Raw genomic sequence first — 14956 nt, 5'->3', positions numbered from 1 at the left:
GGACGGAGACCGTCCCTGCGGGAGCCGTACACGTCGCGACACCCGGTGTGTCCCCGGACACACCGCCCGCCGTCCGGCCGCGCCGCCGTGTCCTCCGTACCGTCGGACTGATCGCCCTCGCCGCCGTCATCGGCCTCGTCGGCGGTACCGCCACCGGATACGGCATCCAGGCCGAACGCGAACCGACCCCGCTGCCCGCGTTGAACCAGCCGGGTCTCGCGTACCCGAAGCCGCTCCCGAAGGGGGCGGAGCCCGCGCCGCTCCCGGCGGCGGAGGACCGCCGGGTGAAGGCGGAGGGCGACCTGCGGAAGCTGCTCCTGCCGCGCCCGAAGGGCGCGCGAGCCGAGGGCGTGGACGGATGGCAGTCGCTGCCGGACTACGTCAGCGACTTCACCGGGCCCGGCGGAGCGTTGGAGGAACAGCTCGGATCGGGCATCCGGCGCATCGCGACGCGTACATGGCGAACGGGCGAGCTCAAGGCCGTCACGATCAACCTCCTTCAGTACCGTCCCGGCTCGCTGATCGGCGCCCAGGAGTACGTGGAGGGCCAGCAGGTCATCGCGACGCGCAAGCTCGGGGACGGCTCCGAGGGAGTGGAGGTGAAGGGCTCGGGCAACGGCCGGTACTTCGTCTACCCGGTGAAGCGCAGGGCGGGGTTCCTGGACTACTACCAGGCCCGGGCGTTCATCCAGCGCGGGGACATCGCGATCGAGATCCTCGTGTCAGACCAACGGAAGATCGCCGAGAAGGAGATCCGTTCTCTGGCCGAGCGACAGCTGGAGCGCCTGTGACCGAGCAGACCGAGCAGACCGAGCAGACCGAGCAGACCGAGCAGATCGAGCCGGCCGAGCAGATCGAGCAGATCGAGCCGGCCGAGAGCCCCGAGAAGGCCGTGACCACCGGGAACACCGGGAACACCGTGACCACCATGACCACCATGACCGCCGAGACCGCCGAGACCGCCGAGACCGCCGAGACCGCCGAGACCGCCGAGACCGCCGATACCACCGGGACCGCCGTGACCACCGAGAAGACCGTGGGCCGCGGGCGCCGGCTCCTCGCGAACGCCCTCACCGGCGTGCTGGTGCTCGGAGCCGTCGGCGGCGGTGTCGCGTACACCGCCGTCGTGGTCGACGGTGCCGACCGCACGGCTCCCACCGTGGCCTGGGCGGAGCCCACCGCGGCCGCGACCCCGGCGGACCCGGCCGCCGGGGTCGTCAAGGGCCGCGCCTCCACACCTCTGAGCAAGCTCCTCCTGCCCGTCCCGGACGGATACGTCCTCGGTGCGGACGTCGAGGGGGAGGGCAACGACCACGAGGTGTCGGCCGAGGAGGCCATCGCCGTCCTCAAGCGGACGAACAAGGACCTCTACGGCAAGAAGCGCCGCGCGTACGAGAAGGACATCGACAAGCTCGGGATCAAGGGCATGGCGATGCGCTCGTACGCCTCGGAGGACAACCTCCTCCAGGTCGAGGTCCTCGTCCTGCGCATGAAGGACAAGAAGTCGGTCCGGAAGCTCTTCGAGATGCAGAAGGACATGGCCGGGTTCTTCGAACTGCCCGAGGGGCCGAAGATCAAGCACCACGCGAGGAACGCCGCCTGCTTCGTGCTGCCCGACCCCGAGAAGCCGCAGGACCCCCAGGACATGGCGCAGTGGGAGGACCGGCTGAGGGGCATGACCTGCTCGGCGTACGACGGCGAGGTCCTGGTCTCCGTCAACTCGGCCGGAGCCGGCGAACTCCACAAGAAGGCCGTGGCGGACCTCGTGGAGAAGCAGCTCCGCCACATCGAGTCCCCTGGGGAGTACGTATGACCGAGCAGCTGACCGAGACGGCGACGCCCGCGTCCGTCCAGGAGAATCCCACCGGGGAGCCGTCCGCGCCCGTCCGGGGGAATCCCGTCGGGGAGTCTCCCGCGTCCGTCCGAGCGCACGAGGCTCCCGCACGGGCGCACGAGGCTCCCGCCCCCGGCCGGACCCGCCGCGTCCTGTGGGCCGTCGCCCGCTGGACGGCCGCCGTCGCCGTGTGCGGCGGCGTGGGCGCCGGTACGGCGATGGGCATCACCGCACTCGACCGCACCGACGTGCCCGGTCTCGCGACCGAGAGCGACGGCCGCTGGGAGTACCCGAAGCTCCGGCTGCCCGCCCTCCCGGCGGACCGGCCGCGGCCCTTCACCTCGGGCAACGAGGCCGAGATCCACCACGCCGACGTGCGGCGGCTGCTGCTGCCCGCCCCGGCGGGCGCCACCGTCGACCCGAAGGCGAACGGTGCCTGGGTCACGGACGAGGCCTACCTCGCGAGGTACGGGAAGGAGCATCGCGCGCGGCTGGAGCAGGCCCTCGCCGACACGGCTCTCCACCACATCACGGGCCGCGCCTGGACGATGCCGGACGGCACGACGTCCCGCGTCACCCTGCTGAAGTTCTCCTCCGTCGCCTACGCCGACCAGTTCATGAGGGACGTCCTCAAGCCCGGCGAGGCGGACGAGGCGCTGCCCGCGGGAGTCGCCGAGGGCGAGATCCTCGAAGGTGTCTCGGGTGACATCCAGGTGCCGGACGTGACGGCGTACGCGTACGGGGAGAAGAAGCCGTACGGCCCGGAGGAGACCCGGTGGGCCTACATCACGGCAGGCGACACGCTCGCGCTCGTCGCCCAGACCCGCAAGGGTGAGGCTCTGGCCGTGCCCTTCCAGCAGACCGTCGCCCTCCAGGCGCAGCTGCTCGGCTGACCGCAGCGCGCGAGACCCACCTCACCGAGTGGGCCGGACCCCCGCCCACTAAGCTGGGGTCCGGCCCGTTACGCCTTCACCGCTCAGTCGAGGAGCACCCTGTGATCATTTTCTTCGAAACGCTGCTGGTCCTGGTCGCCGTGGGCGTGCTCGCCTTCACCGGACTGGTCGTGAAGAAGCTGTACCAGGGCCAGCGCTAACCACTTCTAGAGAACGCCAGAGCTGCTCATGATCGAGATCCCGTCCGACCTCAATCCGGACCTCGTCCCCCTCGCGTTCCTGCTCGGTACGTGGGAGGGCGCGGGTGTCTCCGACTTCCCCGGTGCCGAGAAGTGCAACTTCGGCCAGTCCGTGACGTTCAGCCACGACGGCCGGGACTTCCTCGAGTACACGTCCCACTCGTGGGTCCTCGACGCCGAGGGCAACAAGGTCCGTCCGCTGGAGAGCGAGAGCGGCTACTGGCGCATCGACAAGGACCGCAAGGTCGAGGTCGTCATGGTCCGTGACCAGGGCATCGTCGAGATCTGGTACGGCGAGCTCGCCGACCAGAAGCCGCAGATCGACCTGGCGACGGACGCCGTCGCCCGCACCGCGGCCTCGGGCCCGTACTCCGGTGGCAAGCGCCTGTACGGCTACGTCAAGAGCGACCTCATGTGGGTGGGCGAGAAGGCGACCCCCGAGGTCCCGCTGCGGCCGTACATGTCGGCGCACCTGAAGAAGGTCGTGACGCCGGAGGAGGTCGCGGAGATGGCCCGCAACCTGCCCGACATGCCGGACGACGGCATCGCCTTCTTCCGCTAGGACCTGGGGCCGCGCGCCGCGCCCTCCTACACTGGAGGGCGTGGTGAGCACCGACTGGAAAAGCGACCTGCGGCAGCGCGGTTACCGGCTGACGCCGCAGCGTCAGCTCGTCCTGGAGGCCGTCGACGCGCTGGAGCACGCGACGCCCGACGACATCCTCGTCGAGGTCCGCAGGACCGCGTCCGGGGTGAACATCTCCACCGTCTACCGGACCCTGGAGCTCCTGGAGGAGCTCGGCCTGGTGAGCCACGCCCATCTGGGGCACGGGGCTCCGACGTACCACCTCGCCGACCGGCACCACCATCTGCACCTGGTCTGCCGGGACTGCTCCGAGGTGATCGAGGCGGACGTCGAGGTGGCCGCCGAGTTCACCGGGAAGCTCCGTGAGGCCTTCGGCTTCGAGACGGACATGAAGCACTTCGCCATCTTCGGCCGGTGCGGGGACTGCACCCGGAAGGCCCTGGACTCCGAGTCGTAGGCTTTCCCCATGCAGCGACATTCCACGACCAGCCCTCTGCTGTCCCTTCCCGGCGCCGTCGCCGCGGAAGGCCGCGACGAAGGTGTCGCCGCGCACTACGGCGACCTGTTCCGCGAGCAGCGTTCCCTCGCCGACGGACTCGGTTTCGTCGACCTCTCACACCGCGGTGTCGTCGCCGTCACCGGCGACGACCGGCTGAGCTGGCTCCACCTGCTCGTCACCCAGCACATGACCGATCTGGCGCCCGGACAGGCCACCGAGGCGCTGGTGCTCTCCGCGAACGGGCACATCGAGCACGCCCTGTACCTCGTCGACGACGGCGAGACGGTGTGGGCGCACGTCGAGCCGGGGACGCGGGAGGAGCTCGTCGCGTACCTGGAGTCGATGAAGTTCTTCTACCGGGTCGAGGTCGCCGACCGTACGGACGACATCGCGGTCGTCCACCTCCCGGCCGGCTCCATCGCCGAGATCCCCGAGGGTGCCGTCGTACGGGAGACCCCGTACGGCCGCGACCTGTTCCTGCCCCGTGCCGACCTGGAGTCCTTCGCCGGCTCGCACGGGCCGGCCGCCGGGATGCTGGCGTACGAGGCGCTGCGCGTCGAGGGGCACCGGCCGCGGCTCGGCTTCGAGACCGACCACCGGACCATCCCGCACGAGGTCGGCCTCATCGGCAGCGCCGTCCACCTCCAGAAGGGCTGCTACCGGGGCCAGGAGACCGTCGCCCGGGTGCAGAACCTGGGGAAGCCGCCGCGCCGCCTGGTCTTCCTGCACCTGGACGGCAGCGAGGTCCTGCTGCCCCCGCACGGCACCCCGCTGCGGCTCGCGGCCGACGGGGAGGAGGGCCGCCAGCTCGGTTTCGTGACGAGCGCCGTCCGCCACCACGAGCTGGGTCCGATCGCCCTGGCCCTGGTGAAGCGGAACGTCCCGGTGGACGCCCCGCTGATCGCCGGTACGACGGCCGCGGCGCAGGAGACCGTCGTCGAGCCGTAGGACTCCGCTGGATGGCCCGGCCGCCCGGCCGCCCGGCGGCCGGACCACGGGCAGCTGCGCCGGGCGTTCGGCGGCGGCCGTGGCGTCAGACCTCCAGCAGCACCGTGAACGGGCCGTGGTTCGTGAGGGAGACGCGCATGTCCGCTCCGAAGCGGCCCGTCTCCACGTGGGCGCCCAGTTCGCGCAGCCGGGCCACCACCTCGTCGACCAGGGGTTCGGCGACCGGGCCCGGCGCGGCCGCGTTCCAGGTGGGGCGGCGGCCCTTGCGGGCGTCGCCGTAGAGCGTGAACTGAGAGATCACGAGCAGCGGCGCGTTCACGTCGGAGCACGACTTCTCGTCGTCCAGTACCCGGACGGACCAGAGTTTTCTGGCCAATCGGGCAGCCTTCTCCGGGGTGTCGTCATGGGTCACCCCGACCAGCACGCACAACCCCTCGCCGGTGATCTCACCGACGGTCTCCCCTGCGACGACGACGCTCGCGCCGTCGACCCTCTGCACCACAGCTCGCATGCGCCCCAACCTACCGAGAGACCCCCAGTCCGACGGATGAGGGGCCGAACGGGTGCAGAGCGCCTGCACGTGCCCGTGCAGGAGTGGCACCATGCGTGTCAGGCGGTGCGGCTCCGCACCGGTCGAGGGGACGATTCTCATGAGTGCACCTGGCACCGGGCCGACGCCGTCCGGTCCCGTACCGCTGATCCGCGCCGGAACCCGGGGCGGTGGACCGGGCGGAGGCCCGGGCACCCGCCCACCCGTGCAGCGCACCGCCGAACCGGCGCTGCCGGACCGGCCCCGGCCGGAGCTCGGCGCGCTGCGCCTGCCCGAGCTGCGCGGGCTGCGCCGGGACGCCCAGAGCGACGAGGCGGACCTGAGTTACGTACGGCGGATGCTCCAGGGCCGGATCGACATCCTCCGGGCCGAGCTGGCGCGGCGGACCGACCCGGAGGCCCCGGTCCTCGACCGGCTCTCCGAGATCCTCGCCGACGTGCCCTCGCGGCACCGCACCTCTGCCCGGCACGTGACGCTGTCGACGCCGCGCAGCGAGGAGTACCGGCGGCTCGCGGCCGAGATGCTGTCGGAGGTCGAGCTGTCGGACCTGACGGCCCGCACGGACGACGAGCTGCACACGGCGATGGGACGGCTCGCCGGGTACGAGCAGCAGGTCTCCCGGCGCCGCCAGCACCTCCAGCGGACCGCCGACGACTGCAGCGCGGAGATCGCCCGCCGCTACCGGGAGGGCGAGGCGCAGGTCGACGACCTGCTGGCCTGAGGCGCGGCACCCGGAAACTCGCGTGCGGGTGCGTGCGGGCCGTGCGTAGGGTCGAGGGATGACTGTCGACGTACGCGCGGTGACGCAGTCCGAGTTCCCCGACTGGAACCGGGCCCTGCGTACCGGGTTCCTGCGCCCGCCCGTCGTGTCCGAGGAGGAGATCGCCGACCGGCTGCCCCACGTCGACCTCGGGCGGACGCTCGGGGCCTTCGACCGGGGCCGGATCGTCGCCACCTTCCGCTCGTTCCGGCAGGAGGTCAGCACGGTCGGCGGCGGCGGTGTCACCGCCGACGCGATCACCCAGGTCACCGTCTCCCCGACGCACCGCAGGCGCGGGCTGCTCAGCCGGATGATGTCCGAGGACCTGGCCGCCGCGAGGGAACGGGGCGACGCGATCGCGACCCTGATCGCCGCCGAGTACCCGATCTACGGACGGTTCGGTTTCGGCGCGGCGAGCTGGAGCACCGAGTGGAGCGTGGACGTGCGCCGCGCCGGGCTCGACCCGCGCCGCTCGGGACGGCCGGAGGGCGGCGGCCGGATCGACCTGACCGACGCCGAGGAGATCCGCGAGGTCGGGCCCGAGGTGCACCGCCGGCTCGCGGGCGTCCGCGCCGGGGTGACCGACCGCACCACCCGAGGCTGGGACGTGGGCACCGGACTCGGCGCGCAGGGCGAGCCGTGGCGGGAGCCGTACTACGCGCTGTACCGCGGGGAGTCCGGCGAGGTCGAGGGGTACGTGTCCTACACGGCCGACGACAAGTGGGACGACGCCAAGCAGCCCGTGAACACGGCGACCGTGCGGGACCTGATCGCCTTCACCCCGGCCGCCGAGCGCGCCCTGTGGCTCTACCTCTGCTCCGTCGACTGGATCGCCACCGTCCGCTCCGGCTACCGGGCGCCCGACGACCCGCTGCCGATGCTGCTGCCGGACCCGCGCGCCGCGCGGACGCTGACCCATGTGGACATGCTGTGGGTCCGGGTCCTGGACGTCGTCCGGGTCCTGGAGAGCCGGACGTACCCGGTGGCGGACGGGCTCGTGCTCGATCTGCGGGACGGCGACGGGTTCGCCGGTGGGCGCTACCGCCTGGACGCCTCCCCGGACGGCGTCTCCTGTGTCCGTACCACCGAGTCCGCCGATCTCGCCTTCGACATCGCCGAGTTGGGCGTCCTCGCCTTCGGGGACGAGTCGGCGGTACGGCTCGGTCGGCTCGGGCGCGTCGACGAGCTGACGGCGGGTGCGGCGGCCCGCGCCGACCTGCTGTTCCGCACCCCGCTGCGGCCCTTCTCGCCCGACATCTTCTGACCTTCGCGCCGGCTTCCGTACGGAGGTCAGCGGGTCCGGAGGCGGAAGAGGAGGTGGGAGGCGGCGAGCGCCAGGGTCAGCAGGGCCGCGCACCAGCCCAGGGCGGTCCACGGGGAGTCGCCGACCGGCCGGTCCAGCAGCAGGCCGCGCATCGACTCGATGAGCGGGGTCACCGGCTGGTGCTCGGCGAAGCCGTGCAGCCAGCTCGGCATGGTGTCGATCGGCACGAACGCGCTGCTCGGGTACGGCAGGAACATCATGAAGAAGGTGATCGCTCCGGCGGCCTCCGCCGTCCTGGTGACGAGTCCGAGGGCCGCCGACAGCCAGGAGACGGCGGTGATCCAGGCGAGCAGCAGCCCGATCGCGGCGAGCCAGCCGCCGGGTGTGGCGGTCGGGCGGAAGCCGATGGCGAAGGCCGCGCCGAGGACGAGGGTCGTGGAGAGCGCGTTGCGGGTGACGGTGGCGGCGACGTGTCCGGCGAGGAACGGCGTTCCGCCGACGTCGAGCGTGCGGAAGCGGTCGACGACCCCGCGCCGCATGTCCTCGCTGACGGTGACGGCGGTGCTCGCCGCGCCGAATCCGGCGCAGAGGACCAGGACGCCGGGGACGACGTAGGTGACGTACCGGGTGCCGGTGTCGATGGCCCCGCCGAAGAAGTAGACGAAGACCAGCATCAGCATGATCGGCATCATCATCGAGGTGATGACGGCGTCGAGGTTGCGGCGGCTGATCCGGATGCCGCGCCCGGCGAGGGTGCTCGCGGCGGTGAACCCGGTGGTGAGGCCGCCGGTGAGGCCGCTCGCGGAGCCGCCGGTGGGACTGCCGGCGGGCCTGTCCGTGGCGCTGCCCGTGGCGCTGCCCGTGGCGCTGCCGGAGACGCCGGCCGTGAGGCTGTCAGACATGGCGGGGCTCCTGGTCGGCGGTGAGGGTCAGGAAGACGTCGTCGAGCGTGGCCGTGTGCAGGGTGAAGCGGGCGATGTCCCGGCGCCGGGGGTCGAGCGCGTCGAGCAGCGCGCGTACGTGGGCGGCGCTGCCGTCGGTGGGGACGCCGAGCGTGCGGGTCCCGGGTTCGTGGGTCACGGCGGGGTCCGTGGCGGCTGTCCGGGCCATGGCTCCGGCCTCGGCGGTGAGGCGCAGGTAGCTCTCCGGGTCGTGTGCGACGAGGTCGAGCCGGTGGGTGGCGTACCGGGCCTTGAGTCCGGTGGGGGTGCCCTCGGCGAGGGCGCGGCCCCTGCCGAGGACCGCGACGCGGTCGGCGAGCCGGTCGGCCTCCTCCAGGTACTGGGTGGTCAGGAAGACCGTCGTGCCTTCGGCGGAGAGTTCGCGGACCACCTCCCACAGCTCCTGGCGGCTGCGCGGGTCGAGCCCGGTGGTCGGTTCGTCGAGGAACATCACCCGGGTCGCGCCGGGATCGCGGACGAGGCCGGCGGCGAGGTCGAGGCGGCGGCGCATGCCGCCCGAGTACGTCCTCGCCAGACGGCCGCCGGCCTCGGTGAGGCCGAACCGTTCGAGGAGTTCGGCGGCGTGCCGGGCGGCCGCCGGGCGGGAGAGGCCGGAGAGCCGGGCCGCCGTCCACAGGTTCTCGGCACCGGTCTGGGTCTCGTCGACGGCGGCGAACTGTCCGGTGAGGCTGATCGCGCGGCGGACCCGGGAGCGCGCGGTCACGACGTCGTGCCCGGCCACGCGCGCGTGCCCGGCGTCGGGCCTGGTGAGGGTGGCGAGGATGCGGACGGTGGTGGTCTTCCCGGCGCCGTTGGGGCCGAGGAGGGCGAAGACGGTACCGGGTGCGACGTGGAGGTCGAGCGCGTCGAGGACGCGGACGCCCCCGTAGGTCTTGGTGAGGCCGGTGGCTTCGACTGCCGGAGGTGACATGGGCGGACTCCCTGGGCCGGTGGAGGTCGTGGCGGGATCAGCACTGCGTATGGCATACGCGTTACTGTGTAAGGGTTACGCATTACTAGGATGGGCGTCAAGCGTGGACAGCGGGTGAGGTGCGGAGGCGGCGGGTCATGGCGGGCGACGACGGCGGGAACGGCGCGGACGGCGGCGGGAGCGGGGGCGGCGGCGGGACCTTCCTGCCGCCCAGCATCGAGGCGGCGTGGGGGCTGCGGGAGCGCCCCTCGAAGGGGCCGAAACCGGGCCTGACGCTGGACCGGATCGTCGGGGCGGCCGTCTCCCTCGCCTCCGCCGAGGGGCTCGACGCCGTCTCCATGGGCCGGGTCGCCAAGGAGCTGGGCTCCTCGCCGATGTCGCTCTACCGGTACGTCTCCGCCAAGAGCGAGCTGTACGTCCTCATGCAGGAGGCCGCCACGGGCGCCCCGCCCGAGCTCTTCCCGCCCGGCACCGGCTGGCGCGAGGCGATGGAGGCCTGGGCCTGGGCGCTGCGCGAGGTCTACCACCGCAACCTCTGGATGCTGCGGATCCCGGTCTCCGGGCCGCCCGCGACCCCGCACATGGTCGCCTGGTGGGAGAAGGCCCTCGTCGCCCTGGAGGGCGCCGGTCTCGACGAGGGCGCCAAGATCTCGGTGACCCTGCTGGTCGGCGGCTTCGTGAAGAACGAGGCCTTGATCACGGCCGATCTCGCCGCCACGATCGCGGCCGGCGGTACGGACGCGGGCGAGGTGCTGGCCCGCTACGGCCACACCCTGCGGCGGCTCGCGGACCCGGAGAGGTATCCGGCGGTGGCGCGGCTGCTGGAGTCGGGGGTGCTGGACGTCGCGGACGACCCCGAGACCGAGTTCCGTTTCGGTCTCGACCGCATCCTGGACGGGGTCGCGGTGCTGGTGGAAGGACGTTCCTCGTGACCCGACCCAGCGGCCCCGCCGCTCCCGACTCAGCGGCTCCCGCTTCCGGCGCCCGCGAATCCGCCGCCCGCGCCCCCGCTCTCGCCGCCCCCGTTCCCGGGCTGCGCGAGCGGAAGAAGGCGCGCACCCGGCAGGCCCTGTCGGACGCGGCCGTCGCGCTCTTCCTGGAGCGGGGCTTCGACGGTGTCTCGGTCGCGGAGGTGGCCGCCGCCGCCGGGGTCTCGAAGCCGACCCTCTTCCGGTACTTCCCCGCCAAGGAGGACCTCGTTCTCCACCGGTTCGCCGATCACGAGGACGAGTCGGCCCGGGTGGTGACCGAAGGGCGCAGGGCGGGCACGGCGCCCCTCGACGCGCTGTACGCGCACCTGCTCGACGGGCTCGCCCGGCGCGACCCGGTCACCGGTCTCAGCGACCACCCGTCGGTCCTGGCGTACCTGCGGCTCCTGTACGGCACACCGGCACTGGTCGGCCGGCTCCACGCCTACCGGGTGCGGGCCGAGGCGGCCCTCGCGGCCGCCCTCGCGGGTGACGCGGAGGGGCCGGCGGCCGTCGCCGGGCCGGAAGCGCGGCTCGCCGCCGGGCAGATCGTGACCGTGCTCCGGGTCCTCGCGGAGGAGAACGCGGCCCGGATCGCGGGCGGGGAGACCGCGGACGCGGTGGAGGCGGACGCGGTCGCCGAGGCGGGCTGGCCTTCCGTCTGCTGCGGGACGGGCTCCCGTACTGATCCCTCCGCACCGGCTTCCCCGCGCTGTGAGCCAGTACGGGGAGCTGCCGGAGTGGCTGGGGCCGGGGCCCGGGTGACGCGCGAGCGGGGGTCACGGTCCGGCGGTCTCCCCGTACAGCGCGGTGAGTTCGGCGCCGACGCGGGCGAGGGCGGCCCGGGCCTCGGGCGGGTCGAGGAGCTCCACGCGGGCGCCGAGGCCGGCCAGTCGGGCGGCGATCACCTCGGGGGAGGGGCCGTCGGCCTCGATGGCCGTCCAGCCGTCCGGGGCGCGCTCCCCGTACCGTATCCGCCCTCCGAGCAGGCCCTCCAGGACCGCCTCCGTGCCGGGTGCGGCCCGGCCGCGTACCGTCGCCGCGACCATCCGGTCCTCCATCCGGGCGGCGAGCGCCCGCCACGCGGTGGGCAGGTGGAAGCCCTCGGGCCGTACGGCGGGGGCGCCGGTCTCGGTCACGGAGGTGACCCGGCCGATCCGGAAGGTCCGCAGGCCGTGCTCCGTGTCCGCCACGAGGTAGCGGACCCCCGACTTCGCGGCGATCCCCAGCGGGCTGACGGTCCGCTCGCGGGGCTCCCGGCCGGGCCGCGCGTACCCGATCCTGACCTCCCTGGCCTCGACCACCGCCCGTTGGACCGGTGCGAGCAGGGCCTCCTCCGTCTCCGTCCCCGTCCAGTCCGCGCCGTCGGAGACCCCGGCGCGGGCGGCGGCCTCGGCGCCTTCCCGGAGGGGCGGGGGCAGGGCCCGTACGAGCTTCCGCAGGGCGGTCCTGGTCTGCGGGCTCGCGTCGGAGTCGGGGCCGGCCAGGAGGAAGAGGCCGCGGATCTCCGGGGCGGTCAGACCGGTCAGGTCGGTACGCGCACCGCCGACGAGGGACCAGCCGCCGCCCTGGCCCGCCTGGGAGAACACCGGGATCCCGGCGCTCGCGAGCGCTTCGAGATCCCGGCGTGCGGTGCGCTCGGACACGCCCAGTTCGGCGGCGAGTTCGGCGGCGGTGACCCGTTGCCTGGTCTGGAGGTAGAGCAGGGCGGCGACGAGTCGGTCGGCTCTCATGGGGTCATTGTCGCCGGGGCCTTCGCGGGCTCCGGCAGCTCCTGTGCCTCCGGCCGGTGGGCGGTGGAGCGCCGCAGGACGGTGACGGCGATGGCCAGGGCGACGAGGAGGAGACCGGCGCCGACGGCGAAGGCCAGGTGGTAGCCGCCGGTCAGGGCCTCGGGGGCGGGCCGGCCGGCGGCGGCGAGGGTCCCGGTGCGGGCGGCGGCGAGCGTGGAGAGGACCGCGACGCCGAGCGCCATGCCGATCTGCTGGGTGGTGTTGAAGAGGCCGGAGGCCAGGCCCGCGTCCTTCTCCTCGGCCCCGGACATGGCGAGCGAGGTGAGGGCGGGCAGCGCCAGGCCGAATCCGGCGGCCAGCAGCATCACGGGGAGCAGGTCGGTGACGTACGAGGCGTGGACGGGGACGCGGGTCAGCAGGCCGAGGACGCCGACGAGCAGCAGGAGCCCGGTGATCAGGACGTTCCGCTCACCGAAGCGGGCGATGAGCCGGGCCGAGACGCCGAGCGAGACGGCGCCGATGACGGCGGCGGCGGGCAGCATCGCGAGGCCGGTCCCGGCGGCTCCGTAGCCGAGGACCTTCTGCAGGTAGAGGGCGACGAGGATCTGGAAGGAGAAGAGCGCGGCGACCATCAGCATCTGGACGGTGTTGGCGCCGGCGACGCTGCGCGAGCGGAGGATCCGCAGGGGCATGAGCGGGTTCGCGGTCCTCGCCTGGCGGACGAGGAAACCGGCGAGGAGGGCGAGCGCGAGGGCCCCGAGGCCGAGGGTGTGCGCCGAACCGGCCCCGTACTCATCGATCTTGACGACCGCGTAGATCCCGGTCATGAGACCGGCGGTGACCAGGAACGCGCCGATGACGTCGGCGCCGGCCCGGAGGCCGAGACCGCGGTCGGAGGGGAGGGCGCGGAGGGCCACGAGGAGGGTGGCGGCGCCGATCGGCAGGTTGATGAAGAAGATCCAGTTCCAGGTGAGGGCGTCGGTGAGGACACCGCCGAGGACCTGGCCGAGCGAGGCGCCGGCGGCGCCCGTGAAGCTGAACACGGCGATGGCGCGGGAGCGTTCGCGAGGCACGGTGAAGAGCGTGACGAGGATGCCGAGGCCGACGGCGGAGGACATCGCGCTGCCGACGCCCTGGAGGAAGCGGGCGGCGATGAGGACGCCGGGCGAGGCGGCGACCCCGGCGAGGAGCGAGGCGGCGGTGAAGAGGCCGGTTCCCGCGAGGAACATCCGCTTGCGGCCGATCAGGTCGCCGAGGCGGCCGGAGAGGAGGAGGAGCGAGCCGAAGGCGATGAGGTAGGCGTTCACGACCCAGCTGAGGCCGACGGGGGTGAACCCGAGGTCGCTCTGGATGGCGGGCATCGCGACGGTGACGATGCTGCCGTCGAGGATCGTCATGAGCATGCCGGTGGCGAGGACGCCGAGGGCGAGCCGCGGGGAGGGGGCGGTGGCGCGGGCGGGGCGGGTGGGGCGAATGGATCTGGGCATGCGGGGTCACTCCTGTTCCGGGGAGGCCGACAGGAGTGACATTAGCAGAAGGTTTTGTTGCAGACTATTTTTTACGGGACGGCTTGGGCGTCATCCGGGGGCAGCCGCGCCGCCGGGCTCGGGTCGGCCGCGTTGCCGGGCCCTGGTCAGCCGCGCTGCCGGGCCCGGCGGGCCGGTCGCGGGCCCTCGACCGGGGTCTCCAGATGGCCGGTGACCAGGCGGTTCAGGGCGCGCAGGAGGACGGTGCGCTCGTCCTCGGGGAGGGAGGCGAGGGCGCTCTCGTGCACACCGTCGACGATCTTCTGACTCTCCCCGGCGACCTTCGCCCCCTCCTCGGTCACGGCGATGATCCGCGCCCGCCGGTCGGTGCTCGACGGGCGGCGCTCGGCGAGCCCGGCCTTCTCCAGGGCGTCGACGGTGACCACCATGGTGGTCTTGTCCATGTCGCCGATCTCCGCGAGCTGCGCCTGTGTGCGCTCCTCCTCCAGGGCGTGGACGAGGACGCAGTGCATCCGCGCGGTGAGCCCGATCGCGCCGAGCTCGGCGGCCATCCGGGTCCGCAGGACATGACTGGTGTGGTCGAGGAGGTAGGAGAGGTCGGGCTCGGTGCGGGTGGGCGCCATGGCTGTCATGGTTCCCAGGGTAACGAGGATCGATCCGTCGCGGATTATCGCGAAGTGGACGAGTGGGGGACGGGTGCGGCCACGATGAGGCCATGACCATCCCGCTCCTCTTCCTGGACGTCGACGGGCCGTTGATCCCCTTCGGGGCGAGCGGCGGCGCGTACCCGACGTACCCGCCCGCGCCGCCCGCGTCCGTGAGCCCGCTCCTCGCACGGCTGGACCCCGCACAGGGGCCGCGGCTCGCGGCCCTGACGTACGAACTGGTGTGGGCGACGACCTGGGAGGACGACGCGAACGCCTGGATCGCCCCGCGCCTCGGCCTGCCCCCACTGCCGTGGGTGAGGTGGCCGGACGAGGAGCCCGGGCCGGCGGGCGACGGGGCCGGGGCGGTGGGTACGGGGTCCGGGTCGGCGCACGGCGGGTTCGGTGCGCTGGGTGCCGGGCCCGGGGCCGTGGGTACCGGATCCGTGGCGGGGCCGCACTGGAAGACGCCGGCGCTCCTGGCGTGGGCCGGCGGGCGGCCGTTCGCCTGGGTGGACGACGAGATCGGCGCGGCCGACCGTGACTGGGTCGCCGCCCACCACCCCGGCCGGGCGCTGCTGCACCGGGTCGACCCCCGCCGCGGACTCACCGGAGCGGACTACGAGCGGCTCGCCCTCTGGGCGGAGGAGCGGGGGAACTGAGGGCGCCGGAGGGCGAAGGG

Annotated in this window: 16 protein-coding genes and 1 pseudogene; 11 read left to right on the top strand and 6 right to left on the bottom strand. The window is 73.3% G+C overall.

Annotated elements, in window-relative coordinates; translation table 11 throughout:
* Positions 1-47 precede the first annotated feature (47 nt).
* The 6 genes from ACRRSS_RS34075 (at position 48) to ygfZ (ending at position 4996) form a co-directional block, all read left to right on the top strand.
* Positions 48-791 carry a hypothetical protein gene (locus ACRRSS_RS34075; RefSeq protein WP_435974849.1) on the top strand — a complete coding sequence of 248 codons (744 nt, stop codon included), beginning with the start codon at positions 48-50 and terminating at the stop codon, positions 789-791.
* Positions 788-1813 carry a hypothetical protein gene (locus tag ACRRSS_RS34070; protein ID WP_435974848.1) on the top strand — a complete coding sequence of 342 codons (1026 nt, stop codon included), beginning with the start codon at positions 788-790 and terminating at the stop codon, positions 1811-1813. Before ACRRSS_RS34075 ends, ACRRSS_RS34070 begins: the two co-directional genes overlap by 4 nt.
* Positions 1810-2727 (top strand): hypothetical protein, encoded by a 918-nt coding sequence (locus tag ACRRSS_RS34065; RefSeq protein WP_435974847.1) that lies wholly within the window; start codon positions 1810-1812, stop codon positions 2725-2727. Before ACRRSS_RS34070 ends, ACRRSS_RS34065 begins: the two co-directional genes overlap by 4 nt.
* A 228-nt stretch (positions 2728-2955) precedes the next feature.
* On the top strand, positions 2956-3528 hold the full coding sequence (locus ACRRSS_RS34060; protein WP_435974846.1) for an FABP family protein: 573 nt from the start codon (positions 2956-2958) through the stop codon (positions 3526-3528).
* A gap of 40 nt (positions 3529-3568) precedes the next feature.
* Complete coding sequence (locus tag ACRRSS_RS34055) at positions 3569-4006, top strand: Fur family transcriptional regulator (RefSeq protein WP_435974845.1); 438 nt, start codon at positions 3569-3571, stop codon at positions 4004-4006.
* Between the two features lie 9 nt (positions 4007-4015).
* Positions 4016-4996, top strand: coding sequence for a CAF17-like 4Fe-4S cluster assembly/insertion protein YgfZ (ygfZ, locus tag ACRRSS_RS34050; protein WP_435974844.1), 981 nt, complete (start codon positions 4016-4018; stop codon positions 4994-4996).
* An 85-nt stretch (positions 4997-5081) separates the two neighbouring features.
* Here ygfZ and dtd read toward each other — a convergent pair whose 3' ends face one another.
* Positions 5082-5507 carry a D-aminoacyl-tRNA deacylase gene (gene dtd, locus ACRRSS_RS34045; protein WP_435974843.1) on the bottom strand — a complete coding sequence of 142 codons (426 nt, stop codon included), beginning with the start codon at positions 5505-5507 and terminating at the stop codon, positions 5082-5084.
* A 139-nt stretch (positions 5508-5646) separates the two neighbouring features.
* Between dtd and ACRRSS_RS34040 the strand changes: the two genes are divergently transcribed.
* Both ACRRSS_RS34040 and ACRRSS_RS34035 read left to right on the top strand, forming a co-directional pair.
* Entirely contained in the window at positions 5647-6267 is a 621-nt protein-coding gene (locus ACRRSS_RS34040; RefSeq protein WP_435974842.1) for an RsiG family protein, read from the top strand.
* A 58-nt stretch (positions 6268-6325) separates the two neighbouring features.
* Positions 6326-7570, top strand: a complete 1245-nt coding sequence (locus tag ACRRSS_RS34035; protein WP_435974841.1) for a GNAT family N-acetyltransferase — start codon at positions 6326-6328, stop codon at positions 7568-7570.
* A 26-nt stretch (positions 7571-7596) separates the two neighbouring features.
* On the opposite strand, the gene ACRRSS_RS34030 is transcribed toward ACRRSS_RS34035, so the two are convergent.
* Positions 7597-8472, bottom strand: coding sequence for an ABC transporter permease (locus ACRRSS_RS34030; protein WP_435974840.1), 876 nt, complete (start codon positions 8470-8472; stop codon positions 7597-7599).
* Complete coding sequence (locus ACRRSS_RS34025; protein WP_435974839.1) at positions 8465-9442, bottom strand: ATP-binding cassette domain-containing protein; 978 nt, start codon at positions 9440-9442, stop codon at positions 8465-8467. The genes ACRRSS_RS34030 and ACRRSS_RS34025 overlap by 8 nt, the downstream gene beginning before the upstream one ends.
* 137 nt (positions 9443-9579) lie before the next feature.
* Between ACRRSS_RS34025 and ACRRSS_RS34020 the strand changes: the two genes are divergently transcribed.
* A complete protein-coding gene (locus ACRRSS_RS34020; protein ID WP_435974838.1) occupies positions 9580-10374 on the top strand; it encodes a TetR/AcrR family transcriptional regulator in 795 nt (264 codons plus the stop codon).
* Positions 10371-10586, top strand: a pseudogene (locus ACRRSS_RS34015) (TetR family transcriptional regulator); the annotation flags it as partial. The gene ACRRSS_RS34020 and the pseudogene ACRRSS_RS34015, both read left to right, overlap by 4 nt.
* A 603-nt stretch (positions 10587-11189) precedes the next feature.
* Here ACRRSS_RS34015 and ACRRSS_RS34010 read toward each other — a convergent pair.
* The 3 genes from ACRRSS_RS34010 to ACRRSS_RS34000 form a co-directional block, all read right to left on the bottom strand.
* Complete coding sequence (locus ACRRSS_RS34010; RefSeq protein ID WP_435974837.1) at positions 11190-12143, bottom strand: helix-turn-helix transcriptional regulator; 954 nt, start codon at positions 12141-12143, stop codon at positions 11190-11192.
* Positions 12140-13630, bottom strand: a complete 1491-nt coding sequence (locus tag ACRRSS_RS34005) for an MFS transporter (RefSeq protein ID WP_435974836.1) — start codon at positions 13628-13630, stop codon at positions 12140-12142. Before ACRRSS_RS34005 ends, ACRRSS_RS34010 begins: the two co-directional genes overlap by 4 nt.
* Positions 13631-13776: 146 nt before the next feature.
* The gene (locus tag ACRRSS_RS34000; protein WP_435974835.1) at positions 13777-14262 is read right to left on the bottom strand and encodes a MarR family winged helix-turn-helix transcriptional regulator; all 486 of its coding nucleotides are present in this window, start codon (positions 14260-14262) and stop codon (positions 13777-13779) included.
* Between the two features lie 83 nt (positions 14263-14345).
* Here ACRRSS_RS34000 and ACRRSS_RS33995 point away from each other — a divergent pair, with 83 nt between their 5' ends.
* Complete coding sequence (locus tag ACRRSS_RS33995; RefSeq protein WP_435974834.1) at positions 14346-14936, top strand: hypothetical protein; 591 nt, start codon at positions 14346-14348, stop codon at positions 14934-14936.
* Positions 14937-14956: the final 20 nt, after the last annotated feature.

The organism is Streptomyces sp. Qhu_M48 (genome assembly GCF_051305195.1).
Lineage (GTDB): Bacteria > Actinomycetota > Actinomycetes > Streptomycetales > Streptomycetaceae > Streptomyces.
Note: the sequence above shows the minus strand (reverse complement) of the source record. Positions and strands in the feature narration are given on the sequence as shown.

Bases quoted from the DNA above. Each gene is read 5' to 3' on its own strand.
- ACRRSS_RS34065 (WP_435974847.1), top strand. From the start codon at position 1,810: ATGACCGAGCAGCTGACCGAGACGGCGACGCCCGCGTCCGTCCAGGAG.
- ACRRSS_RS34060 (WP_435974846.1), top strand. From the start codon at position 2,956: ATGATCGAGATCCCGTCCGACCTCAATCCGGACCTCGTCCCCCTCGCG.
- ygfZ (WP_435974844.1), top strand. From the start codon at position 4,016: ATGCAGCGACATTCCACGACCAGCCCTCTGCTGTCCCTTCCCGGCGCC.
- dtd (WP_435974843.1), bottom strand. From the start codon at position 5,507: ATGCGAGCTGTGGTGCAGAGGGTCGACGGCGCGAGCGTCGTCGTCGCA.
- ACRRSS_RS34040 (WP_435974842.1), top strand. From the start codon at position 5,647: ATGAGTGCACCTGGCACCGGGCCGACGCCGTCCGGTCCCGTACCGCTG.
- ACRRSS_RS34035 (WP_435974841.1), top strand. From the start codon at position 6,326: ATGACTGTCGACGTACGCGCGGTGACGCAGTCCGAGTTCCCCGACTGG.
- ACRRSS_RS34030 (WP_435974840.1), bottom strand. From the start codon at position 8,472: ATGTCTGACAGCCTCACGGCCGGCGTCTCCGGCAGCGCCACGGGCAGC.
- ACRRSS_RS34025 (WP_435974839.1), bottom strand. From the start codon at position 9,442: ATGTCACCTCCGGCAGTCGAAGCCACCGGCCTCACCAAGACCTACGGG.
- ACRRSS_RS34020 (WP_435974838.1), top strand. From the start codon at position 9,580: ATGGCGGGCGACGACGGCGGGAACGGCGCGGACGGCGGCGGGAGCGGG.
- ACRRSS_RS34010 (WP_435974837.1), bottom strand. From the start codon at position 12,143: ATGAGAGCCGACCGACTCGTCGCCGCCCTGCTCTACCTCCAGACCAGG.
- ACRRSS_RS34005 (WP_435974836.1), bottom strand. From the start codon at position 13,630: ATGCCCAGATCCATTCGCCCCACCCGCCCCGCCCGCGCCACCGCCCCC.
- ACRRSS_RS34000 (WP_435974835.1), bottom strand. From the start codon at position 14,262: ATGACAGCCATGGCGCCCACCCGCACCGAGCCCGACCTCTCCTACCTC.
- ACRRSS_RS33995 (WP_435974834.1), top strand. From the start codon at position 14,346: ATGACCATCCCGCTCCTCTTCCTGGACGTCGACGGGCCGTTGATCCCC.